We start from the raw sequence: 24,504 nt of genomic DNA, 5'->3' as shown, positions 1-24,504 counted from the left end.
TATGAGAAATCGGTAAAATAAAAATAGATTTATGGAAATTTTGCAAATAATGATTCTGGCTGGAATATTTTTTTCAGCCAGCATTGTGAGCGTGATTGCTGGTAGCACATCTCTGATTACTGTACCTGTCATGCTTGAATTTGGTATAGAACCGCGGACTGCGATCGCTACGAATATGTTTGCGCTGACATTAATGAGTATTGGCGGGACATTACCTTTTATTGGCAAGAAAGTAATTAACCCTAAACGCTTACCATCACTGACATTATTAACTATCTTAGGGTCATTTTTAGGAGCATTACTGGTACTGTTTTTGCCTGCTAAATCAATGCCATTGATAATTTCTGTTTCAATGATAGTAGTGGCTATATTATCAGTAATTAATCGTCATGCTGGAGTCAGCCCATCTCAAATTATCCCTCCACGCATCGCAGAAATTGCAGGCTATGTAGTGACTTTTATCCTTGGTATTTATGGAGGTTTTTTTAGTGGTGGTTATGTAACGCTACTCACAGCCGCTTATGTGATGCTGTTTCGGATGAGTTTTGTAGAAGCGATCGCAACTACTAAATTTATCAATATATTTTCTTCTTTGATAGCTACCATAATTTTTTTGCAGCAAGGGCTAGTCGATTACAACTTAGGAATAATTCTTGGCGTGACAATGTTTATAGGTGGAATAATTGGTGGTCGTCTAACTCTTAAATTGAGCAATATCTGGTTACAACGTATTTACCTGACGGTAGTTGCTATCCTAGCATTTATTACATTACGGAAATCTCAAGCGCAAAATCAGCCAGTTAGTACGATTGATTTATTAACACCTTTAACTTAGAACAAACTTGAGTAACTATCTATATTTATGTCTATAGCCAAACCGCAGTTAATTAACATTGCAAATTTGCCAAATACAATCATTAGTATTCGTTTAATTACACGCAATGAACTTCCACAACTTCTGAGTTTATATCAACATTTGAATCCAGCCGATGCGCCTTTACCTGATGAGCATATTTTGCAGTCGATGTGGGATGAAATTATAAACGATCCACGTCTTTTTTATATTGTTGGTGACAATGCTGGTAAGTTAGTATCGACGTGTAATCTAGCAATCGTTCCTAACCTGACACGCGGCGCACGTTCATATGGAATTATTGAAAATGTTGTTACTCATACCGATTATCGAAAACAGGGATTGGGTACACAGGTGCTACGTTATGCTTTAAATATTGCATGGCAACAAAAGTGTTACAAAGTCATGCTTTTAACCAGTTCAAAACGCGAGGAAACTTTGCGCTTTTATGAGCAAGCAGGATTCAAACGCGGCGTTAAAACTGGATTCATCGCTTTACCACCAGAGAAATCATAAGGCTGTATCTATAATTATGTTTTCGTTTGCTCTCCAATCTTCTGAATTGCTCTTTGTGCATAGATACTAACCTCCCGATCGGGATCGTCTAGGGCTTGTTTAAGAGCGTTTAGACCTTCAATTTTACCCAAATTCCCCAGAGCGATCGCCGCTTCTTTTCTCACATCTGAATACTCATCTGTTAGCGCTTCAATCAGTGCGGGTAAAGACTGGATATCGGGAATTTTTTGTAATACTTGAATGGCAAATTTTCTCACCTGCCAATGTGCATCTTTCAAGGAAATTAGTACAGTCGGAATAATTTTGACATCAGTATGAAGTGCGAGAGACTTAGCAGCATTGCGGCGCACTTGCCAATCTGTATCGTTTGTCAATGCATTACCCAGTAAATTTACTATATCTACATCGGCAAAATGACCTAAGGTAAGAGCAGCTGCACGACGCACGCTATCATCGCGATCGCCGATTAAAGGTAAGGCGGGTGGGCATATCTGCACTTGATTGAGATAGCTAAGAGTAGTGACAGCCGCTTCTCGTAGTTGGGGATGTTCTGATTTCAAGAAGGATAGTACCGCCGGAAGAGACTGGGCATCGTGTATCTTTCGCAACAAAATTAATACGTTCAGTTGCAGGTTGATATCTTCTTGCTGTAACGCATCCAATAACACCAGCAAATGTTCAGAAGATACCAACTCCCCCAACGCTGACAGTGCCTCACTGCGAACCTCTGCATCTGTTGAAGCTAAACATGGTAATAAAGCCGGAACGGCGGCGGGATTGGCAAGTTCCCATAGTGCAGTCACAGCGATTTTCTGCACGGCGGTGCTTTCATCTTGCAAAGCTAGAATTAGGGCATCAATAGCCGCCTCATCCCCCAAGTGTTGCAGCGTTTTGACTGCGACGAGGCGATCGCTTACATCAGGCGATCGCAACATTTCCAACCATTGATTTAATTCAGAATCTATATTTGCAGACATTTTGTATCCTGAGAATATTCTTAACCACTAGCGATCGCCTTTTTATTTTTCTCATTTTTTAGGGATGTTTCTCAAAAACACTAGTCACACTGAAGGGTAGGCATTACTATGAAAAAATTATTCCATGACTAGATCTTTAGCGTAACAAGAAAGGAATTTGCACCTTAATTGCATTTGTTGGACATTCTTTTTCGCAAGGAAGACAGAACCAGCATTCATCATATTTCATATAAGCTTTGCCAGTTTCGGGATTTTTAGCTAGTACATCAAGCGGACAAACTTCAATACAAACCCTACATTTTTCTAAACATTTAGACTCATCCACAATAACAGGAACATCTACTCTTTGATTAACTAAAGCCATCTGACACCTCTGTAATTGTTAGTTTCTTTGTCTCACCAGCAATGCCCACCCTACAGAACGATTAATATTTGATGCAGCATTTATATATGAAATTCAATTAGCGATCGCTACTTAAAAACGATACCCTCTTGAAATTCTAGCTACAACTTCCTTATCCCTTTGCGTTTCAAAATTAAATTTACTTAACTGCCACATCATAAACCTCTCTTCCCAAATCCACATCAACAATATAAGGTTCAACAGCACGCTTAAATAACACCATTTCCCCCCCTGAATTCTTCTTCAAATTCACATGACAAAACCACTCCTGATTATTCTTCTCAGGAAAATCTAAGTGATAGTGATAAAGTCCCCAACGACTTTCGCGACGATATATTGATGCTCTTGCTGCCATCTCCGCACAATCTCTAATAAAATGCACTTCCATACAGCGCATCAGTTCATGCGGATCGCGCGCTCCCATTTGAGCTAGAGCATCATGATAACGAACAAAACTATTGAGACCAATCTCAATTTTGTAATTTGATTTTGGCGGTTGTAAATAATCGTTTACTAGTCGCCGTAACTTATATTCAACCTGGGTATGGGGAATTCCATTTGGTTGATTTAAGGGTGCATAAATCCTGGCTTTTTCTACTGCCAAAAAATCAGGATCTGGCTCCAAATGATCCAAATCTTGGATGTACTCAATCGCATGAGTTCCTGCCAAACGACCATATACAAATGCCCCAATCATATAGTTATGAGGAACACTCGCCATATCTCCGGCTGCATACAATCCTGGTACTGTGGTTTCTGCCTTTTCATTCACCCAAACACCAGAAGCACTATGTCCGCTACATAAGCCAATTTCCGAGATATTCATTTCAATGCCGTGGGTACGGTAGTCTTCACCTCTACCTTCATGAAATCGTCCTCGGCTGGGTCGTTCGTTTGACCATAAAATAGACTCAATTTCGGAAATTGTGTCTTCATCCAAATGAGTCATTTTCAACTGAATTGGCCCTTTACCAGAGTTTAATTCCTTCCAAATCTCTAGCATCATTTGCCCACTCCAATAATCACAATTAATGAAGCGGTGTCCTTCGGCGTTGGCGGTATATGCGCCAAAAGGCCCGGCAACATAAGCACAAGCCGGGCCGTTGTAGTCTTTAATTAAGGGATTAATTTGGAAACATTCAATATTACTCAATTCTGCACCTGCGTGGTAAGCCATTGAGTAACCATCACCGGCATTAGTGGGGTTTTCATAAGTGCCGTAGAGATAGCCTGATGCAGGTAATCCTAAGCGGCCGCAAGCGCCTGTGCAGAGAATGACGGCTTTGGCTTGGATAACAACAAAATCCCCACCGCGCACATCAAACCCAACTGCACCGATCGCTCTTCCCTCTTTTACCAAAACCCTCGTCGCCATGACGCGGTTGGTAACATTGACTTTATGGCGCTTTACCTGGCGGGTAAGAATCGTTTTCAGGTCTTTACCTTCGGGCATTGGCAATACATATTTGCCTACCCGATGTACTTGCTTAACATCGTAATTTCCTTGGGGGTCTTTTTGGAACTTCACACCCCAACTTTCTAATTCTTGAATGGTTTCGTAACCCAGTTTTGCAGTTTGGTAGACAGCTTTTTGATGGAGAATCCCATCGTTAGCAATGGTGACTTCGCGGACGTACTGTTCTGGCGTAGAGTATCCGGGGATGACGGCTGTATTTACACCATCCATCCCCATTGCGATCGCACCACTGCGACGAATATTCGCTTTCTCCAAAATCAGCACTTCCGCTTCTGGATTAGCTTGTTTTGCCTTAATTCCCGCCATCGTCCCCGCCGTACCACCACCAATCACTAGCACATCGGTTTTTATCCATTGGGTAGTTGTTGTTTCCATATCATCACCTGAGTTAAATGGAAGAGAAGGGAGTGTGGGAAGTGTGGGGAGAAATGAAATGGGACAAATGACAAAATTACTTATTCCCTTGCCAAACTATGTCCTTGATATTAATTTGTTTCGGCACAAGTTTAATTTTGTAGAAAGCATCAGCTATCTGTTGCTGTGCAGCAATTACTTCATCAGTAATGGGAAGTACACCATAATCGCGCCGCTTTTCTGCTACTTCTAAAACCTCAGCATCAATACCCAATGAAGGCGAGAGAAATTTAGCAACTTCCGCAGGATTATTCTTTGCCCAGTCGCTAGTCTTTTTCACCTCATCTAGAACTATTTTTAAAGTATCTGCATGGGCTTCGCTAAAAGACTTAGCAGCCAAATAATAACCACGATTGGGGGCTAATCCTGTAGCATCGGTTAGGGTGCGTGCCCCTGTTGCTTTCTCTGCTAAAGCTAAGTACGGGTCCCAAATTGCCCAAGCATCAACATTCTTACCTTCAAAAGCCGCACGCGCATCCGCAGGCTGGAGAAGCGCTGGTTGGATGTCGCTATACTTTAGTCCGGCTTTTTCCAGGGCTTTCACTACTAAGTAGTTAGTGTTGGAACCTTTAGCGAAGGCAACTTTTTTACCTTTGAGGTCGGCTACTGTTTTAATCGGTGAATCTTTGTGAACAACGATAGCTTCCGCTTTCGGACTCCAAGGATCGTAGGCAACATACACTAAAGGCGTACCTGCGGCTTGGGCAAATATCGGTGGTGATTCCCCGGTATAGCCAAAGTCAATACTCCCAGCGTTGATAGCTTCTAACATTGGGGGGCCTGATGGAAATTCAGCCCAGGTGACAGAAGCACCAGAGGAAGCCAAAGCTTTTTCTAAGTCTCCTCTTGCTTTCAATGCACTTAAAATAGTTCCCGCTTTTTGAAAGCCGATCCGAACCGCAGTACTGCTGACTGCTGCACTCTGAGTAGGTGTAGCTGTTGTCTGGGTGGTTGCTGCGCGATCGCTGATGTTTGAAGCACAAGCCGAAACAAATAGAACCAAGCCGAGTCCGGCTGCAAACAGCAGGGCATAAATGCGGATTCTTCGTTGCTGAAACCTTTGGAGAAAGCCGAGCAAAATGTTTAAAAATCGAGATTGAAAAAACTTGGACAACATAAATACTCTGCTTTTAATGGTAAACACCTATGAAACGCCTAAAAAATACAGTAAACCGATAATGTAAGCGTAGTTAAGTGATAAAAATATCACCTAATAACAAACAGTCTCTAAATAATTACTTAGAAACCGAGGAAACTATGGCTTGTGAAAGCAAGCAATAAAACTATTTCAAATAATACTACTGTAGATTTATCAAATTACAGTAAATTGAGTTAAAATTATCAGGAATTGATGAGATCGAACGATCGGCTGGCAATGACGGATCGCATTCTGCAACAACAAATTGCCTATTATAGTGCTAGAGCCAACGAATATGATGAGTGGTTCTATCGCCTTGGTCGTTACGATCGCTGTGAGGAACTCAACCAGCGTTGGTTTCAAGAAATTGATATTGTTAAACAGGCTGTACAACAAATTGGACAAGCCGAGGAAATTTTAGAGCTAGCCAGCGGTACGGGAATTTGGACACAAGAACTTTTAAAAATTGGCAATAAAATTACTGCAATTGATGCTTCAGAAGAAGTCATCAAAGTTAATCGCAGCAAGTTAAATTCACCCAATGTAAAATATCACCAAATTGATTTATTTACTTGGGAACCTGATGCTGAATACGATCTAGTTTTTTTCTCCTTCTGGCTATCTCATGTTCCACCAGAATTACTGGACTCATTTTTACTAAAAGTCTATCAATCTGTGCGTGTCGGTGGCAAACTATTTATTGTTGACTCGCGCTTTGAACCAACATCTACAGCTAATAACCATATTCTTCATGACGACGGTAATATATATAAAAGTCGTAAGTTAAATAACGGTCAAGAATTTCAAATTGTCAAAGTTTTTTATCAGCCTGATGAACTACAAAATAAACTAACGCAAGTTGGTTTTCAGGCTGATGTCAAAGTAACAGAGCATTATTTTATCTATGTAAATGCTACAAAACTCTAAAATTCAGAATTCAGGAGCCAGAACGAGCGCATGACTTCTGTGCATCCTTGCTAATTGATTCTGACTTCTGTGTTCTTTATTCTTCTTCAATTTATCCTTCTAGCAAAATTTTCTCTAATTTGATCGCGAATGACAACTGAACTTGATTATTATTTCGACAGCAATACATATACCGAGAATTTACCAGCATCGCCAGAGGAAATTAACGATCCAATTATGGACTCTGTGCGCGCGCTATTGCTTGGTATTGGTGAAAATCCCGAACGTGAAGGACTATTAAAAACAGATAAGCGAGTCGCACAGGCTATGCGGTTTCTTACTAGTGGATATCACCAATCTTTAGAAGCAATTATTAACGGAGCCATCTTTGATGAAGGCCATAATGAGATGGTATTAGTTCGAGATATTGATATTTTTAGCTTGTGCGAACACCATATTTTGCCGTTTATGGGTAAAGCACATATTGCTTATATCCCCAACCAAAAAGTTGTCGGACTGAGTAAACTTGCTCGCATTGTGGAAATGTATTCTCGTCGCTTGCAAGTACAAGAGAGGTTAACTAAACAAATAGCTGAAGCCATTCAAACTATACTTCAACCTCAGGGTGTTGCTGTTGTCATTGAAGCTACTCATATGTGTATGGTGATGCGGGGTGTACAAAAACCTAGTTCTTGGACTGTCACCAGTGCTTTGTTAGGAGTGTTTCAAGAAAACCAAAAAACTCGTGAAGAATTATTCAGTTTAATTGGACATAAAGCTGAGTTATTTTAGCCTCATCAAAATTTAGGCGATCGCAATTTTATCAACATTCTTTAACTACTAAATAGTCATTAAGCTTTTCTTAGATGCGCGATCGCGCATCTTTTTTTTGCTTGGAGTAGAGGAATCGTCCAGAGTTAACGTTGCTCAGAGCGACTGTAAATTATCACAAAGATAAATTAACTCACCCATTTGGGTGAGTAATAAATCAACCGATCTGATGACCTAAGAGTAGGAGGTTGAGATTGGTAAAAAATCAGATTCTATTAATAACGAAGATTAATCGCATCTAATTCTAACTCAGGACAGCTTTATGAAACTCACCAACTCGATTAATTCTACACATATTTTTCCTGATATAGGAATCATTAATACTAAGACAGTAGTTAACACCATCACTAGTACATCAATAAAAACTCTCAAATCTAAGCCTAAAGAGGGTCATTCCCTAGATATTAGTTACCTCAAAAGTTTTGATACTGCTGTTTTGGCTTATCACATAATGGGTTTTGCCAACTTCTAAATAGAACTAATTACCTAAATCTTGAGGATAAATTTATGCAATTCGCAAACTTGATTAATTCTGCACTTCTTGTTGCTTCTATTACTCTTCTACCTGGAATCGGTCACTCTCAAACAACCACTAACACCAGCGATAGAGTTAATACATCTATTAACTCTAACAATTTACCTAGTCATTCTACCAATATCAGTTATCTAAAACCTTTTGATACTGCCTTTTTAGCTTATCAAGGTGAGCTAAAACAGCAAGGTATTTCCAGCGGGGCTACTTTGATATCTGATTACCAAACAGGAAAAGTGACTGCTGTAGATGTTGTCAAGGCTGCTATCAATGCTAAAAAATTACCCTCACAAGTCTTAAACGATTCAGATTACCTCAGTTCTGTTAAGTCCCAGTTAACATCATTAGCTGCTCAGTTATCTTATTAAATACAGCTTTGCCCAAGTTCGTTATGGATTTATACAATGCTGTATTATAGCTGCAATAGTTTGATAGAGAAATCCTTGTTAAGCAAGGAAGCTGCTTTTCTTCCTTTGAATCTTTATCACACCAACAATTACAAAACCTCTCCTAGTTTGGAGGGGTTTTTATTTGGGTAGGATATTTTTCGTTTTTCTCAAGTACAAAGACTTCTCGAAAAATCTTTAAAATAGAAAATTTAGGTACGTTAGCTGACTCAATTCACAACTTCTAGAAGTGATTGTAATTTTAGTAATCTTTCTCCTGCTTTTGTTAAAGTTTCTGGCTTCTTACTAAAACAAAATCTGATGTAATTTTTTCCAGCCTCAGATTGAGAGAAAAAGCTAGATGCAGGAACCACAGCAACACCCATTTCTTTAATTAAATATGTAGCGAATTCCACATCACTTTGATAACCAAACTTGGAAATATCTGCAAATATATAGTAAGCTCCTTTAGGCACAAAATAAGGAATTCCCACTGTATCTAAAATTTGTATGATGTGATTTCGCTTTTGCTGATAAAGCTTGGCTAATTCTTCGTAGTAGCTAACAGGAAGTTGCATTGCTGCAACACCAGCCCTTTGCAGAGGTGCAGGTGCGCCAACGGTGAGAAAATCATGAACTTTCCGAATTGCTCCTGTTAATTCTGGATTAGATAAAATATAGCCGACTCGCCAACCAGTTACACTATAAGTTTTAGAAAGACCGTTAATAGTAACTGTTCGTTCTGCCATTCCTGGTAGAGTTGCCATTGCAATATGTTTTGTGCCGTCATAAAGGATGTGTTCGTAAATTTCGTCTGTGAATACCAACACATCCCACTTTTGACAAAGTTCGGCAATTAAATTTAATTCTTCACGAGTAAATACTTTACCTGTTGGATTATGGGGAGTATTAATAATAATCGCTTTTGTATGTTCGTTAAATGCCTGACGTAGTTCTGCTTCGTCAAATGTCCACTCAGGGGGATGCAAAGATACATAACGAGGCGTTGCGCTGGCTAAAATCGCATCGGGGCCATAGTTTTCGTAATAAGGCTCAAATACGATGACTTCATCACCAGGATTGAGAGTAGCCAGCATCACCGCAGCCATTGCTTCTGTTGAACCACAGGTGACAGTGATTTGTCTTTCAGGATCGATATCTAAACCTAAATACCATTTAACTTTATTTGCGATCGCGTGACGAAATGCTTTATCGCCCCAAGTAATAGCATATTGATTAATATCTTCTGTAATTGCCTCACAAGCTGCCCGTTTTAACTCAGGTGGACAAGGAAAATCAGGAAACCCCTGCGCTAAATTCACTGCACCATACTGTAATGCAACTCTCGTCATTTCACGAATGACTGACTCTGTGAATTGGTTCGCCTTATCTGAAATTCTTTGCTTTCCTACCGGAGTCACGTCTATTCCTCTCGATAATTTACAAAATACTTAAAATCTATAAACTTAAAGTATATTTTACTCCTCATTAGCTATTAAGAACTTCCGAATCAAAAATTTAGTTGCTTTGTCTTTCCATATCGCCTGAGTTATACTTTTTTGGCAATTAAGAAAAGTAGCAGTTTGGCGGATCTTCCCAAACTGCTACTAGGAGCAGAAAAACTCAAAATTCTTCTTTGGTAGCGGTAGAATTATACAGACGGATACTGAGTTTTTAGCTTGTCAAATTCCCAACTTCTTCAACAAATTGAGAATATCAACTTATTAAAACGGACGACTTCCAGCTAAACTTACACGCTTCATTACCCGTCGTTCATTGGGATCGAAAGCTTGTCGGTGATGCAAAGTCGCTTGATTGTCCCAGTAAACAATGTCACCCACAGACCATTTATGTTGGTAGTAAAACTGTGGTTGGTTGAGATGTTCGCGCAATTGTGCAATTAATTCTGCACCCTCTTGAGGCTCTAAACCAACAACTTCTACTTCTGTTTCTTGTCCGAGATATAAAATCTTTTTACCGCTTTCTGGATGAGTGCGTACCAGAGGATGAGGAAAAACAGGACTAATTAGAGGAATACTCTTATCGAGACGGTAATTAGAACGAGGCGCGTTGCGGTCTCTCAAAAACGGATTATAAGTAATCAATTGCAAGTCTGCAATTCGCTTTTTGGTGAACTCATCTAACGCCTCATAAGCCAAATTCAGATTTAACCAAGAAGTATCTCCACCTTGAGAAGGTACTTCTAAAGCATAGAGTAAGGAGCCACTAGAGGGATAAGGAGTCCAATGGTGGTCGGAATGGAAAGTTAATTCACCAGTACCCGTATAACCACCATCGACATTAGAAACAGGAATAATTACTGGTGTCACGCCTGTTTCTGAAGCTAATACTGGGATATCTTCTGGTGGTACAAATAGCGAGCCAAAGTAGAATGCAAAATTCAAAAATTGCTCATCAGTCAGTCGTTGATTTTTGAATATGAGAATATGGTAATTGCGCAATGCCTGTTTAAGTTGCAAAATTACTTCAGGTGCAATAGCTTGACTAGCATCGAGTCCTGTAACCACTGCGCCTAGAGGTGCATCTAAAGGAGTAATTTGAACTTCTGTTAATGTTAATGTGGGCATACTTCTGGTTACTGTTTAGCTAAAACATCCTGGGGTGTAATTTTGGTATACTCTTCAGGTTTCAAAAATCCATCTCTGACATTCACTTTTTTAGGTATCAGTCCCAAGCTATACCACTTATCTGCTACTTGTTGTTGCTTGGTGATGATTTTCTCGGTAATTGGTTCTAAGGCAAAATCATATTTACCGTGCATAGCTTCTAATGTTGGTACATCCAGTTGCGTTACAGGCGCGAGTAATTCGGCAATTTCTTTTGGATGTTGTTTAGACCAAATTTGTGCTTTTTGTAGTTCCTCCAAAAAGACTTTAATCACTTCTGGATTTTCTTGATAGAATTTGCGGGTTGTAGAGTAAAAGTTGTTAGTATCCCGCAATCCATTACCACCATCTAACAAAACACGACCGACTTTATTCTGGACATTTCTCGTGACAAAAGGCTCCCAGATAAACCAAGCATCAACTTTGCCTTGGTTAAATGCTCCATTCGCATCTGGAGGTGGGAGAAAAACAGACTGTACATCACTAAGCTTCAACCCTTCTTTTTCTAAAGCCCTAACTAACAGGTAATGACCAATAGATGCTTTTTGAAAAGCAACTTTTTTACCTTTTAAGTCTTTAATACTTTTAACAGTCGAGTTGTTAGGAACTAAAAGCGAAACTGCTCTACCATCGCTAGAATTAGCCGCTAAATACACCAAAGGCGTTCCGGCTGCTTGAGCAAATACAGGGGGTGATTCTGCTGTGGAAGCGATATCCAGACCGTTGGCATTTAATGCTTCTAATTGTTGTGGCCCCGCAGCGAATTCAGGCCATTCAAGCTTATAACCAAGTTCTGCTAATCTTTTTTCTAGATTGCCTTGTTTTTCTAGAACCGCTAAGGCAGTCAGTTGTTTAGAACGTACGATTCTAATTAGTTTCTGACCGCTACTAGCTGTAGATGTACTAGCCGTGTTGGTTGTATTAGTTGTATTAGATGAAGAGGAATCTGCTTGTTTTTGAGTGTTTTTATCAGGCGTACTGCAACTCAATAGTGTTGTCGATAACACTAAGCTATAACCAAGAGCAAATAACGCTGAACGCCGAGTAATGCGTCCGCGTTTCCAGGATTGGAATTTATCTTTCAGATTTTGCATTAATTGTTTAACCTCTACTTTTGAAACGATTGTCAAAAACCAAATTAGAGAGTTTCAAATACCCTAAACTAACAATTTAGAGTATTTAAAAATATTTTTGTAATTCTGATTTTAGATTTCATACGATGTTGTTAAGCCTCAGCTAAAAGCACTATAAAAAAGTCTTAGATATTGATGTAATAGAATATTGTTTTGAATAAAATAAATATAAATATATATAGCGATCGCTCAATTCAAAATTGAAAAATTAAGGTGGACGAAACCACCTTAAGATATATGAATGAGAGGTTTACTGTGGGAGAAACTTGTGTTTGACAAATATTGTTAATTCTTGATTCATTGCTATGTAAAGTTTAGGATGGCAAAGGAGTTAGGAAATGGGAGGAAGAAAAATGTTGCTCTTTATCAGAGAAACAAATTCTCTTCCCTAATGCCATGTATTTTGAAGTTTGCTAAGTAGTAAAGACTAACTTTTTTCAAAACTATTTGAGGGAAGGGAAGCGCTACGTTAGTCGCCTGAGAACTAGGGATTTACGCAACGCTTCACTAGCGGAGGCAAAGTGACTATACAGGTGTGCGGGTAATCAACGATTAAGCAGTGTATTGTCTAACTCATAGGATAAGAGTAGGCATTAACTACAAAATACTATAACTTGGTAGGTATTTAGTAGTTTATTTCTAGTAGTTTCACATAGCTAGGTAAAAAAGGCAAGTATATTTTTATAAAAAAAGTCAAAAAATGTGTTGATAACTACACTATTTCGCTCTTATATAAAAAGCGATCGCGTTATTCACTCTGTCTTGAGAGTAATATCTTCGCTAAAAAAAGAGGATGAACAGAAGAAGAATATAGCCCCAAATATTGATGGAGATTTCTCCCAACTGTTCCCTCTTAACCTAATGGCAATTAAATAGTGACTTTTGTGCCATCAAATTTGGTGAAGCTGAAACCTTCAAATTGTTCGCGGAAAGTTAGTTTTTCATCTCTGAGAATACCAATTGCGATCGCTTCCCCAAGTGCTAACGACGCGGCTGCATCCGTGCGCCAATGAATTCCCGCGCTATCACGACCCAAGCCAATATTAGCCGCCAGTTTGTTCAATTCCCCACCTACAGTTAACGGCGGGCCTTGATAGGGAATTAACTTAGTAGGATCTTGAGGATCGGGTATGACTGGATTGGGAATGACATAATTCTCATCAAATAGCGCCTTCAAAATTGTGACGCTAGCACCCGCCGACACCGAAGCACCCCCTGGATAAGAAGAATGGAACGGTGCGCCTTCTGGAAAAGCTTGTGGCAGCAAATAGGATTTGTATTTGCTATAGATGCGATCGAGGGCTTCTGATTTGAATACCTCAGGGTTAATCGGATAGTTCGTTTTATTTACCTTATTGTTGTGAACCAAACCACCATAAGCCTCTGCCCGCAAACGACGGTGAACATAGTACTTCTGCCAATAAGCTGCTCTAATTGCGTGTGGACTAACCCAACCGATGAGAGATTGTGCATACCCTGGGCCAAATGTCCCCGAACCACCGACTTGAGTCTTCGACTTGTTATAAGGATTGCTGGGATTGTAGGGCGAACCAACCCCACCAGCTAGAGGATTATCGCTAGATGGCTTGGCGAGGAGAATTAAAGCAGCATTTGTATAGACTGGTGGTGGCGTGTGGGCAATCTCTGATTGGTCGCGCCCATTGATAAAGTAGCGTCGGGTTGAGTCAAACTTAATCGTTCTACCAGAATCGCCACCATTTTGTACTAGCAGCCATTCCTCATAGTTAGTTTGGAAACTGTTTTCGGGAATAGCTAGGGGAACGCGGTTCAGCTGAGGATAATTATGCGTTCCTGCTGGTACAGGACGCAGTAAAAACTGGGAAACATAAGGGCCTACATCTACCCCTGGTAGTGTGTGGTAAGTCGTTCGACCAGAGGCATCAACGTAAATCGCAGTACCGCGAAATAATAGTTCTGGTGTCACCTTGCCATTCTGCTTCGGCCCTTTAAATGCTGACAACCGATTCAAATCCTTAACAGCTGCCAGAATCAGGGGGTTTGTTGTATCATTACGGAACTCGCTAAAGGGTATATCTTGCAAGAGTTGTTGCCAAGCAATTTCTAGGAATTCCGCAGCTTGTTCTGCACTATCGAGAGTGGGTGGTACTGGAATCGCCAATTGGCAAGTATTTACCCCACTCAAGCTAATTGCTAATGGTGTTAGCGGTTGTACTAGCTTGCGTTTACCACCCAAAACGATTTTTTCATACTCATTGGGATCGCCGGAGTTTAAAGCATTAATAAAAGATTGATAAGCTTTCAGATCTACTTCACCCAGTTGATTATGGGGTAATCCGCGTGTATCTGTAGCAATTTTATTCGCATATTTCGCCTCATCCCCGTTAGTCGGATGGGGAGGAATGGGAATTTCCCGATTTTTCTTAGCTGCTGTTGTACGTACCTGAAAAGCTTTCTCGCGTAAATTATTATGGTCGGACTTGCCCCCAACTTCCTTGGCCTGGACAATATTTTCTCCCTTTTTAGAGGCTAGAGGGGAACCCAAAACCCCTGCAACTACACTAGCTGTAGTAAACAAACCAGCACGGCCGAGAAAAGACCGCCTACTAGCACCACCAAGCAAAAAGCGTCGGGGTCGCTTTGGTTGCGTTGTTTGTTCGGAACTTTTTTGAGAATTGGGATCTACTGACATGGGATGTTCTCCACTGCACTGGCAAAGAATCAAATCAAAAAATTCGTAGTCAGCACTTTAGCGCTGTTTTTCAAAATGCGATCGCCTGAATATGATTTCTAGTAAGGTGGGCATTGCCTAGGCTGTTGACTTTGATGGAATTTCGGCGTTTTTTGTTCATACTATTTTTGTCTGGTGTCATTGCGAGCGAAGCGACGCAATCGCAATTATTATGGGATTGCTTCGTCGTTCCTCCTCGCAATGACGACACAGATTTTGCATGAACTTTTCTCGACCAAAAAGGCACAGAGTTAACACCCTAGGCATTGCCCACCCGACTCGGAGATTTTTACAGAAATTAAATTGAATTCCTAGAATTAAATTTTGGGTGAAAAAGCTGCATATTGCTCTGGAGATAGCATTGCTTGTTTCACATCAATTTGTTTAGGAATCAGTTTTAGCTCATAAAATTTATCAGCCACTTTCTGCTGTAAAGAAATTAAATTGCTATCAATTGGTACAATACCAAATTTTCTTCTCTTGGTTGCTGTTTTCATTGTTTCTAAATCAATGCCTAACACTGGTGAAAGTGTAGCTGCTACCTCATCTCGATGTTGATTGGACCATTCTTCCAGAGCTTTGATTTCTTCTAATATCGCCTTAATTGTTTCTGGATTCTCGGTAGCAAACTTACGGCTAGCTAAATAATATCCACCTTGTTTATTAACTTCTGTGCCATCAATTAATACACGAGCATTGATAGCTTTTTGTGCGGCTGCATAAAATGGGTCCCAAATTACCCAAGCATCTAAACTACCTTTAACTAATGCAGCACGTGCATCGGCAGGTGGAAGATAAATTGGTTGAATATCACTGTATTGCAAGCCAAATTTTTCTAAAACTTGCAATAGTAGATAATGAGCGCTAGAGCCTTTTTGAAAAGCGATTTTTTTACCTTTTAAGTCAGTTACACTTTTAATCGGAGAATCTGGAGGAACAAGAATCGCTTGACCCGCAGGACTAGGAGCAATTCCAGCAATATAAGTTAATGAAGCTCCCGCAGCTTGGGCAAAAATTGGCGGAGATTCTCCGGTATGTCCAAAGTCAATACTACCAACATTCATTGCTTCTAAAAGCTGCGGCCCTGCTGGGAATTCTATCCACTCAACAGAGACACCTTGAGGTTGCAAACGCTTTTCTAATATGCCTTTACTCTTGATCAGAATTGCCGATTTTTGATAGCCAAACTTGACTACTGATGCTTTAGCTTGATTGGAATTATTAGCAGAACTAGCAGTAGTATTATTGGGATTATTGGCTGTGCAAGCTGCAAATAATAAACTGAGACATAATCCAGTAATGAAAGCCCCAGCAACAGGAAAAGGTATAACAGAGAAGAACCTTTTGTACAGCACAAGTTGATAAACTCTAAATTTCTGCAATGCTGCAAAAAATTTTTGAAGAATAGAATTAATCATTGAATTGACGCCTTCGACTGATTCATTAACAGCAAATTACTCAATTTTTCTTAGCCTAGAAAGTAAAGCTTGTGCGGAGAACGCCAACCCAGATTGGATCGTTTGAATCATTATGTTCTGGTTGGGTAATCAGGTAAAAAATTGGAGTAACGCTAATGTTATCGTTCACCCGAAAACGGTAAAAAGTTTCAAAATGCAAAGATGTATCGGGATCTTCTCGTCGTTGTCCGGCTTGTACAAAGTCGTTACTAGTAACTTTGGGTGGGATTCCTACAGTAAATCCGCCCACATTACCTTTGTGAAATAAGTCTGGAAAACCAAAAGTCAGAGCAGCATTAATAATTGTGGCATCGTTTTCTGCACCTACTTCTTGATGAGCCAAGGTATAACCAAACCAACCACCGAAATTAAAGCGCTGGCTAACTCGCCAATTGAATTGCAAGCCAAAGTTATCGGATGAGGTAGCAAGTTGTCCGAAAGGATTTCTGGCAAAAGCGCTACCTGTACCACCAGTCAAGTTATTACCGGAGTTGGTAGGAAAGTATTTGCGAGTATAGGTCAGACCTAAATCAAATTGTTTACTAGGTGAGAAGGTGATCTGGGCGAGAGAAGCTTGAGAACTATCATTAAAAACTCCATTTTCTGGGCGATTAGCAAAGAAGCTATCTGCTATGTAACCTAAATGGATTTGCAGTTTATCGTTAAATTTGTAGGCAAAAGCCGCGCCTGCACCATCAAATCCAGGGCGGTACACAGTAGGGTTAAACTGTCCAAATCGGGAAAACCCACCTTGTAGCGGATTACCATTTAAGGCGTTGAGTGTGGGAACCCAAAGAGGGAAGTTAATTGTTCTAGGGCCGATCCAAACAGTGGCTTTTTTGCCTAGGGGGAAGCGATAGTAGAGGTTTGCCAGATACAAGCTATTTTGTGCGAAATTAGCAGAACCATCCAAGGCAAAACGGGTCATATGAGTTCCCGTACTGGCTGCTAAGTTAGGCATATTCTCTGCTTGTAAGGCTGTGACCAGTTGGTCTTTACCAGTAAAACTTGTTTGTAAGGAAAGCCTAGCGCGATAACCAAAAGTTGCATTGCTATTATCTGTTGTGTCATCAGCAGCAGTATTATTAGCGCGATCGCCAATAGCATCAGACACTACAAATATGGCATCGCCTACCAATTTCGTTGTGGTGGAAAATTGATTGGCTTCAACTTCTGCGCTTCTAGCCTCTAAACTATCTAATCTTCCGCGTAACTGGGCAAGTTCTTGGCTAAATTCTTCTGTTAGGCGTTGTAGGGTTTCTAAATCTTGTTTTGTCGCTAGATCTGATGTTGAGCTTGCAATCAATTTTGAGACTTGATCTAAGCAGGAACTTAACCCAGCTGCAAATTCGTAGCGCGTTAAGGCACGATTACCGCGATATTGTTTGTCAGGATAGCCGACAATACAGCCGTATCTCTCTACTAAGGATTGCAGTGCTTGAAATGCCCAATCTGTTGGCTGTACATCTGAAAGTTCCGATACTGATGTTACTGGTGCATCAATTGTTGTTGGTTGTGGAGTGGCTTGCGCGATCGCACCCTTGGCTGAGACAGGAGTATCTGCTGTTAAATCAGCCCCAACCACAGTTTTGTCCGAAGGCGATAAAGTATGTGATGAAGTTTCAGTTTCTGGTTGTGCAGGTACTACTTGCGCAAAAGCTTTCGCGTTAGTCGCTAATAAAAGCAGCACTACAAACGTTGGTAAGGTCAGCAATAAATTCTCGAAATTCTTTTTCATTTTGATAGGACACACAATTTCGGTCTAGGACAAATCTTCTGCAATTTCGTAAGCATCAGCCAGATGACATCAGCCTTTTTAAAGTTTTGGAAATTTTCTACCGCTAACGAAATGAATGCTTCAAGATAGCGTTTGAATAGGTGTGAGGACTCCAGTTTGTTTATCTAGGAGTTCCGCAACATATCTTTATTTTTTCTCTTGTAGTTACAAAATCAGTAAGAGAAATTTACTCTGTATGAGGGATGCAACTATCTTATTTAGCTATTCTCCGGTAATCCAGTAGAATTTTAGTAGTTTAATCTTACTAGATACCAGTATTTCAGAAAAACTGTAGAGATGGAGTATTTTTAGCTACACAATATCTAATATTTGAAAATTGAAAAATAAACTTGTGTCAATGATTATTGTCTGGTAATATACGAATTTTAAATATTAACTACGATAAATACATAGATTTTTTGTATTTTATTTAGATTTGGCGTTATGCTACTTTAATATTTGCCAAAGTAATTAAGAAAATTAGTTCTAGAACTATGAAGTACAACCAACTTGGCGACAGTGACTTAAAGGTTTCAGAAATTTGTCTAGGAACCATGACTTATGGGCACCAAAATACTATTGAAGAAGCCCATCAACAGTTAGATTATGCGATCGCCCAAGGAGTTAATTTCATTGATACTGCGGAAATGTACCCAGTACCGCCTCGCGGTGAAACTCAAGGAAAAACCGAAGCTTACATTGGTGAATGGTTGAAAAAACAGCAGCGCGATCGGCTGATAGTAGCGACAAAAATTGCTGGGCCTGGTCGTCCATTTAATTGGCTGCGGGGAGGAAATATTAAGATTGACCGCAATAATATTCAGCAGGCGGTAGATGATAGTCTCAGGCGATTGCAAACAGATTATATCGATCTGTACCAAATTCACTGGCCCGATCGCTATGTTCCCACTTTTGGACAGACAGAGTATAAACCAGAGTTAGAAAGGGAAACTATAGCGATTTCAGAACAGTTAGCAGCTTTTGCAGAAGTAATCAAAGCTGGTAAAGTTCGTTATGTGGGTTTGAGTAATGAAACTCCTTGGGGTGTAACTAAGTTTGTTCATGTTGCCAAAAAGCTAGGATTACCTAAAGTTATCTCAATTCAAAATGCATATAATTTGCTAAATCGCGTGTTTGATTCGGCTTTAGCAGAAGTTTCTCACTACACCAATGTTGGCTTACTCGCTTACAGTCCTTTAGGATTTGGTTTGTTAACTGGAAAGTACACAGAAGGTGAAAAACCAGAAAATACAAGATTGAGCTTATTTCCAGGTTTTGGACAACGTTATCTCAAACAAAATGTGAATGAAGCTGTAGCCGCCTATGTAGAAATTGCGAAAAAACATAATTTGCAGCCTACTCAATTAGCTTTGGCTTTTGTTCGCAGTCGATGGTTTGTTAGCAGCACGATTATTGGTGCTACATCCTTACAACAACTACAAGAAAATATTGACAGTGTGAATGTAGTTCTTAACCCAGAGATTTTAGCAGAGTTAGATGCAGTTCATACACGTTATCCAAATCCAGCACCATAATTAATTATGTTGTTAACAGCTTGAATAGTTTGTAGGGTGGGCATTGCCCACCGAAACACAAATATGTAGGCTAAAGAGATTTTTCCACCTGCAATATGTTGTTATTTTTTATAAAAATTCACAAATTAAAAGATATAAATCTTAGGTAAAGCAATACAGTTAGAAAAATCAAAATTTACCTAAAATACTTTAATTTAAGCTGCAATACTCGCATATAAATGCCAAAAAAGCAAGCCTTTAACGATGATTTTTAAGTTTTATCAAAACTCCCCTTGATTTTACAAAAAAATTATGCAAGGCTTAATTGTAAGCAAAATACTTTAACTTGACCAATAAACCGTATTTTATTGGTACTGTAGATGCCAGCCCAAGTAGGATATGCATCGATTAACTGTTGTGACGATCGTCATTGCAGTTGGCATTATTATCCAAGTTTTTGTTTAATACCTAAACTCAAATATTGAGGCGAGGAATTCAATGAGTAGTTACCATTGGCGATCGCAGAATTCATCTACTATCGATATTGATGTCGATCCCAACTTACAGACAGATGTTCTCGTGATTGGCGGTGGCCCGGCTGGTACTTGGGCTGCTTGGAGTGCGGCATCTAGCGGTGCAGAAGTGGTTTTGGTTGATAAAGGCTACTGTGGTACGAGTGGCTGTGCCGCAGCATCGGGTAATGGTGTATGGTATGTACCACCAAATCCAGAAGCGAGAGAAGCTGCAATGTCCAGTCGGGAAGCTTTGGGAGGATTTCTATCCAACCGCGACTGGATGCAGCAGGTATTAAATCAGACATATGCCAACGTCAACCTTTTAGCAGAATGGGGCTATCCTTTTCCTGTTGATGAAGAAGGAAAACCCTATCGCCGCAGTTTGCAAGGGCCTGAATATATGCGCCTGATGCGGAAGCAAATCAAACGGGCGGGGGTAACAATTTTAGATAATAGTCCTGCCTTGCAACTGTTGGTAGACGCAGAAGGTGCTGTTGCTGGGGCAACAGGCGTAAATCGTCAGACGGGCAAGCAATGGGTTGTACGTGCTAATTCAGTAATTATTGCAACTGGTGGGTGTGCTTTTTTAAGTAAAGCACTAGGTTGCAATGTTTTAACTGGGGATGGATACCTCATGGCAGCAGAGGCGGGCGCAGAGATGTCAGGGATGGAGTTTTCTAACGCATACGGCATCTCTCCTGCTTTTTCCTCAGTCACCAAAACTTTATTTTACAATTGGGCAACTTTTACATACGAAGACGGCACACCTATACCTGGCGCGGGTTCGCAAAGAGGGCGTTCAATAATTGCTCAAACTCTGTTGACACAACCAGTCTATGCCATCTTGGATCGAGCAACACAAGATATGCAGGCACATATGCGCAAAGCACAGCCTAATTTCTTCTTGCCATTCGATCGCGCAGGTATCGATCCTTTTAGCCAACGCTTCCCTGTCACCTTGCGTTTAGAAGGTACAGTACGCGGTACGGGTGGGATTCGGATTGTTGATTCTACTTGCGCTGCATCAGTTCCAGGGCTTTATGCAGCTGGTGATGCTGCTACCAGAGAATTAATTTGTGGTGGCTTTACTGGTGGTGGTAGTCATAATGCAGCATGGGCGATATCTTCCGGTTACTGGGCGGGTAAATCTGCGGCTGAGTACGCCCGGAATTTGGGAGAGTGGGGTAAGCAACGCCCTGTAGAAGCAGTTGGCGAAGCAGGATTGACAAATGGTAGTAAACATCAGATTAAAGCTGAAGAAGTCATCCAAGCAACCCAGGCGGAAGTTTTTCCCTACGATCGCAATTATTTCCGTAACGCACAAGGTTTGACTGAATCATTGCAGAGATTAGATAACCTCTGGAAAGAGATTCGTTCTAGTCAAGCTGCGGATTCTCAAATTCTTCAGGTGCGAGAAGCTGCTGCAATGGTGGCTACAGCTAGATGGATGTATAGCAGTGCTTTGGAACGGAAAGAAAGTCGCGGGATGCACAAGCATCAAGATTATCCAGAGATGGATGCTAACCAGCAACATTATTTAGTTAGTGGTGGTTTGGATCGAGTCTGGGTGAGAAGTGAGGGATTAGGGATAAAGAGAGAATTGGTTAGTGTGTCTTCCTAATTATTTTTTTTCTCACGCATAGACGCGTTCGCGAAGCGTTCTCGTAGAGTAGCGGCTTCCCGCAGGGTAGGCGCAAAGGCGCAAAGAAGAAGAGGTATTTTTAACAATGCGCCTCATTACCTAATCTAAAATTCAAAATCTAAAATTGTTTGACATGATTGAGTTAGTAAGCGCGTCACGGTGCATTCAATGTAATATTTGCGTTAATGTTTGCCCGACAAATGTGTTTGATAAAGTGCCAGATGCACCGCCTACTATTGCTAGGCAAAGTGATTGTCAAACCTGTTTCATGTGCGAATTGTACTGTCCGGTGGATGCTTTGTATGTAGCGCCACAAGTCGATCCTCTAGATTCAGTGGATGAAGAATTACTCAAACAGGCTGAACTTTTGGGTAGCTACCGCAGAAATGTTGGTTGGGGACGCGATCGCACTTCGTTAGCGAAAGAAGATTCCACCCACCAAATACTCAAGTTGTTGAAATAATAGCAATTCAAATCATGTTTGTGGCACATATATTGTTGTCATGGGTGGGGAAACACTGCCCATACAATCTATCTGTCGCCTTGGCGTTTTCTGTGTCTTTGCGTTTTGTTGACCATGCCTACTTCTATTCCGTCTTTGCCTAAACTATCAACGCTGGCTGTCTCTAGCTTGTTATTTCTCAGTACTGCTTGCAGTTCTCAGCAGACTGTTTCTCAAGCTGTACCCAATCCCACAACTACAGTTGCGGCTAAAACTACTACCTTACGTTTGGGTTTTATTAGTAACGGTAAGGTGAAAACGCCCACCGGGCCAGCAGGATGGGCAATACATCAAGGTAAACTCTTGCCAGAGTTACAGCAAATAGGAATTACAGAAATCAAGACGCTGAATTTTCCTAACGGCCCCAATCTGAATGAAGCCTTAGTTTCGGGGGCGGTGGATGTAGGGATTTACGGTGATACGCCTGCATTGGTTGGTAAAGCTAAGGGACTGCCTACGCGATTGATTGGGCAAGAACAAGTAGGGATGAATGCTTGGTTAGTAGCTAAGAAAAACGGCCCTCGTTCTATAGCCGAACTTAAAGGGCAGAAGGTAGCGACTTCCAAAGGTTCTTATATGCATCGCTATTTAATTGGATTGTTGCAAAAATCTGGAATTAGCGATCGCGTGACTGTTGTTCACTTACTACCAAGTGAAGCCCAAGCCGCATTAGAACGAGGTGATGTGGCTGCAATTGCTGCATCCACTGGTACGGGGCCGCTGTTAGAAGCAAAAGGGTATCCGGTAATTGATGAAGCGGTTAAACATCCAGATTTACCAGGTACAAGCGTCACTGTAGCTACAGAAGCTTTTCTGGCTAAACATCCAGATTTTCCTCAAAAATGGAATCAAATTAAACAAGCTGCTGTCAAAGATATTCAAGCAAACTCAGAAGCTTACTACAAATTTCATGCTGATGTTTCAGGATATCCTCTTGATGTAGTTAAAGCCTCTTTCCCTATTACTCAATTCCCAGTAGAACCTTTGCCAGATCGAGGAGTGCAACTTTTAGAAGGCACGAAAAAATTTTTAATCTCGCAGAAATTAGCTGAGTCTGATTTTAAATTGAATGATTGGTTTGTCACACAGTCAAAAAAATAACAATTCAAAATTAAAGGTATTTTCAGACTTTAGGCTGCGGTTTAAATAAGTGAAAATTGTTGTAATAGCGATCGCGTATTGCTCTATTACACTCAACATATTAAAGGAGTAGGGAATCGTGAAGCTAATTCTACCGATAGAAGTTGCTAATGAGATTCAGCCGCATCTACCTCAAGATACAAAATTTGTTAGGGCAGATGTTGATGGCAATATTGATGGCGATGCTACAGATGCAGAAGTATATTTTAGTTGGTTGTATTATATCAAACCGACAACTTTACAGAAGGTTTTAGAAGCAGCGCCTAAATTGCGTTGGCATCAAGCAACAAATGCAGGTGTAAATAACATCCTCACACCACAATATTTAGAACGGGAAATCATTTTGACAAATGGTGCGGGACTTCATGCAATTCCTATGGCCGAATTTGTCATTGGTTATATTTTATCTTACGCTAAGAATTTTCAGAAATTGTATGAGTTACAAGCTCAAAAAAGTTGGCAACGAGGTTTAAGAACTGAAGAACTGCAAGATAAAACATTATTAATTATTGGCGCGGGTGGAATTGGGCAAGAAATTGCCAAGCGCGCTAAAGGTTTTGGGTTAAATATTTATGGTAGTCGTCGTCATCCGCAACCATTACCCAACTTTGATAAAGTAGTGGGTGCTAATGAATGGAAACCACTTCTAAGCGAAGCTCATTATGTTGTAATTGCCACTCCTCTAACTAGAGAAACTAAGGGATTAATTGATGCAGAAGTCTTCAGTCTCATGCGTCCCGATGCGTATCTAATTAATATTGCACGTGGTGCGATTGTTGATGAACCCGCACTAATAGATGCGTTGCAAGCAGGTAAAATTGCTGGTGCAGCTTTAGATACAGTATTTACAGAACCGCTACCTCCAGAAAGTCCTTTGTGGACTCAACCGAATATTTTTATTACACCCCACTTTTCTGGACATTCTCCCAAAACCAAAGAGCGTGCGATCGCACTTTTTCTCGATAATTTTACACGCTATTACAACGGTCAACCTCTACGGAATGTCGTAGATAAGGATGCTGGTTATTAATAATAAATTTGTAGGGTGGGCATT

Annotated in this window: 21 protein-coding genes; 11 read left to right on the top strand and 10 right to left on the bottom strand. The window is 40.5% G+C overall.

The window, feature by feature from the left end:
• Positions 1 to 31 precede the first annotated feature (31 nt).
• A complete protein-coding gene (locus tag AACU33_RS16570; RefSeq protein ID WP_096589722.1) occupies positions 32 to 835 on the top strand; it encodes a sulfite exporter TauE/SafE family protein in 804 nt (267 codons plus the stop codon).
• Positions 836 to 862: 27 nt separating this feature from the next.
• Positions 863 to 1,369 carry a GNAT family N-acetyltransferase gene (locus tag AACU33_RS16565; protein ID WP_096589721.1) on the top strand — a complete coding sequence of 169 codons (507 nt, stop codon included), beginning with the start codon at positions 863 to 865 and terminating at the stop codon, positions 1,367 to 1,369.
• A 14-nt stretch (positions 1,370 to 1,383) separates the two neighbouring features.
• Here the strand turns inward: AACU33_RS16565 and AACU33_RS16560 are convergent, their stop codons facing one another.
• The 4 genes from AACU33_RS16560 to AACU33_RS16545 all read right to left on the bottom strand — a co-directional run bounded on the left by AACU33_RS16560 (position 1,384) and on the right by AACU33_RS16545 (position 5,757).
• Positions 1,384 to 2,346: a HEAT repeat domain-containing protein gene (locus tag AACU33_RS16560; RefSeq protein ID WP_096589720.1), complete on the bottom strand. Its 963-nt coding sequence runs from the start codon at positions 2,344 to 2,346 to the stop codon at positions 1,384 to 1,386.
• 136 nt (positions 2,347 to 2,482) lie between these two features.
• A complete protein-coding gene (locus AACU33_RS16555; RefSeq protein ID WP_096589719.1) occupies positions 2,483 to 2,710 on the bottom strand; it encodes a 4Fe-4S dicluster domain-containing protein in 228 nt (75 codons plus the stop codon).
• A gap of 178 nt (positions 2,711 to 2,888) precedes the next feature.
• Positions 2,889 to 4,601: a fumarate reductase/succinate dehydrogenase flavoprotein subunit gene (locus AACU33_RS16550; RefSeq protein ID WP_096589718.1), complete on the bottom strand. Its 1,713-nt coding sequence runs from the start codon at positions 4,599 to 4,601 to the stop codon at positions 2,889 to 2,891.
• Between the two features lie 76 nt (positions 4,602 to 4,677).
• Positions 4,678 to 5,757 (bottom strand): sulfonate ABC transporter substrate-binding protein, encoded by a 1,080-nt coding sequence (locus AACU33_RS16545; RefSeq protein ID WP_096589717.1) that lies wholly within the window; start codon positions 5,755 to 5,757, stop codon positions 4,678 to 4,680.
• Positions 5,758 to 5,991: 234 nt separating this feature from the next.
• Here AACU33_RS16545 and AACU33_RS16540 point away from each other — a divergent pair, with 234 nt between their 5' ends.
• The 4 genes from AACU33_RS16540 to AACU33_RS16525 all read left to right on the top strand — a co-directional run bounded on the left by AACU33_RS16540 (position 5,992) and on the right by AACU33_RS16525 (position 8,415).
• Complete coding sequence (locus AACU33_RS16540; protein WP_096589716.1) at positions 5,992 to 6,705, top strand: class I SAM-dependent methyltransferase; 714 nt, start codon at positions 5,992 to 5,994, stop codon at positions 6,703 to 6,705.
• Positions 6,706 to 6,834: 129 nt separating this feature from the next.
• Positions 6,835 to 7,476, top strand: coding sequence for a GTP cyclohydrolase I FolE (gene folE, locus AACU33_RS16535; protein ID WP_096589715.1), 642 nt, complete (start codon positions 6,835 to 6,837; stop codon positions 7,474 to 7,476).
• A 301-nt stretch (positions 7,477 to 7,777) separates the two neighbouring features.
• On the top strand, positions 7,778 to 7,987 hold the full coding sequence (locus AACU33_RS16530; RefSeq protein ID WP_096589714.1) for a hypothetical protein: 210 nt from the start codon (positions 7,778 to 7,780) through the stop codon (positions 7,985 to 7,987).
• 35 nt (positions 7,988 to 8,022) lie between these two features.
• Positions 8,023 to 8,415, top strand: a complete 393-nt coding sequence (locus tag AACU33_RS16525) for a hypothetical protein (RefSeq protein WP_096589713.1) — start codon at positions 8,023 to 8,025, stop codon at positions 8,413 to 8,415.
• 248 nt (positions 8,416 to 8,663) lie between these two features.
• Here the strand turns inward: AACU33_RS16525 and AACU33_RS16520 are convergent, their stop codons facing one another.
• From AACU33_RS16520 to AACU33_RS16495, 6 genes are all read right to left on the bottom strand, one after another.
• Positions 8,664 to 9,854 carry a pyridoxal phosphate-dependent aminotransferase gene (locus tag AACU33_RS16520; protein WP_096589712.1) on the bottom strand — a complete coding sequence of 397 codons (1,191 nt, stop codon included), beginning with the start codon at positions 9,852 to 9,854 and terminating at the stop codon, positions 8,664 to 8,666.
• 303 nt (positions 9,855 to 10,157) lie between these two features.
• Positions 10,158 to 11,021: a TauD/TfdA dioxygenase family protein gene (locus AACU33_RS16515; RefSeq protein WP_096589711.1), complete on the bottom strand. Its 864-nt coding sequence runs from the start codon at positions 11,019 to 11,021 to the stop codon at positions 10,158 to 10,160.
• Between the two features lie 8 nt (positions 11,022 to 11,029).
• Positions 11,030 to 12,154 carry an aliphatic sulfonate ABC transporter substrate-binding protein gene (locus AACU33_RS16510; protein WP_096589710.1) on the bottom strand — a complete coding sequence of 375 codons (1,125 nt, stop codon included), beginning with the start codon at positions 12,152 to 12,154 and terminating at the stop codon, positions 11,030 to 11,032.
• A 907-nt stretch (positions 12,155 to 13,061) separates the two neighbouring features.
• Positions 13,062 to 14,864 (bottom strand): vanadium-dependent haloperoxidase, encoded by a 1,803-nt coding sequence (locus AACU33_RS16505; protein WP_096589709.1) that lies wholly within the window; start codon positions 14,862 to 14,864, stop codon positions 13,062 to 13,064.
• 356 nt (positions 14,865 to 15,220) lie between these two features.
• Positions 15,221 to 16,321 (bottom strand): sulfonate ABC transporter substrate-binding protein, encoded by a 1,101-nt coding sequence (locus tag AACU33_RS16500; protein WP_096589708.1) that lies wholly within the window; start codon positions 16,319 to 16,321, stop codon positions 15,221 to 15,223.
• Positions 16,322 to 16,376: 55 nt separating this feature from the next.
• Positions 16,377 to 18,098 (bottom strand): iron uptake porin, encoded by a 1,722-nt coding sequence (locus tag AACU33_RS16495; RefSeq protein WP_096589707.1) that lies wholly within the window; start codon positions 18,096 to 18,098, stop codon positions 16,377 to 16,379.
• Between the two features lie 533 nt (positions 18,099 to 18,631).
• Here AACU33_RS16495 and AACU33_RS16490 point away from each other — a divergent pair.
• From AACU33_RS16490 to AACU33_RS16470, 5 genes are all read left to right on the top strand, one after another.
• Positions 18,632 to 19,672: an NADP(H)-dependent aldo-keto reductase gene (locus AACU33_RS16490; protein WP_096589706.1), complete on the top strand. Its 1,041-nt coding sequence runs from the start codon at positions 18,632 to 18,634 to the stop codon at positions 19,670 to 19,672.
• 477 nt (positions 19,673 to 20,149) lie between these two features.
• Complete coding sequence (locus AACU33_RS16485) at positions 20,150 to 21,787, top strand: FAD-dependent oxidoreductase (protein ID WP_096589705.1); 1,638 nt, start codon at positions 20,150 to 20,152, stop codon at positions 21,785 to 21,787.
• Positions 21,788 to 21,941: 154 nt separating this feature from the next.
• A complete protein-coding gene (locus tag AACU33_RS16480) occupies positions 21,942 to 22,271 on the top strand; it encodes a 4Fe-4S dicluster domain-containing protein (protein WP_096589704.1) in 330 nt (109 codons plus the stop codon).
• A 114-nt stretch (positions 22,272 to 22,385) separates the two neighbouring features.
• Positions 22,386 to 23,411: an ABC transporter substrate-binding protein gene (locus tag AACU33_RS16475; RefSeq protein WP_096589703.1), complete on the top strand. Its 1,026-nt coding sequence runs from the start codon at positions 22,386 to 22,388 to the stop codon at positions 23,409 to 23,411.
• A 118-nt stretch (positions 23,412 to 23,529) separates the two neighbouring features.
• On the top strand, positions 23,530 to 24,480 hold the full coding sequence (locus AACU33_RS16470; protein ID WP_096589702.1) for a D-2-hydroxyacid dehydrogenase: 951 nt from the start codon (positions 23,530 to 23,532) through the stop codon (positions 24,478 to 24,480).
• The last annotated feature ends 24 nt before the right edge of the window (positions 24,481 to 24,504 follow it).

The organism is Calothrix sp. NIES-2098 (assembly GCF_963875125.1).
In the GTDB taxonomy this organism is placed as follows: domain Bacteria; phylum Cyanobacteriota; class Cyanobacteriia; order Cyanobacteriales; family Nostocaceae; genus Aulosira.
The sequence above is the reverse complement of the archived record's forward strand: the minus strand, read 5'-3'. Positions and strand labels throughout refer to the sequence as shown.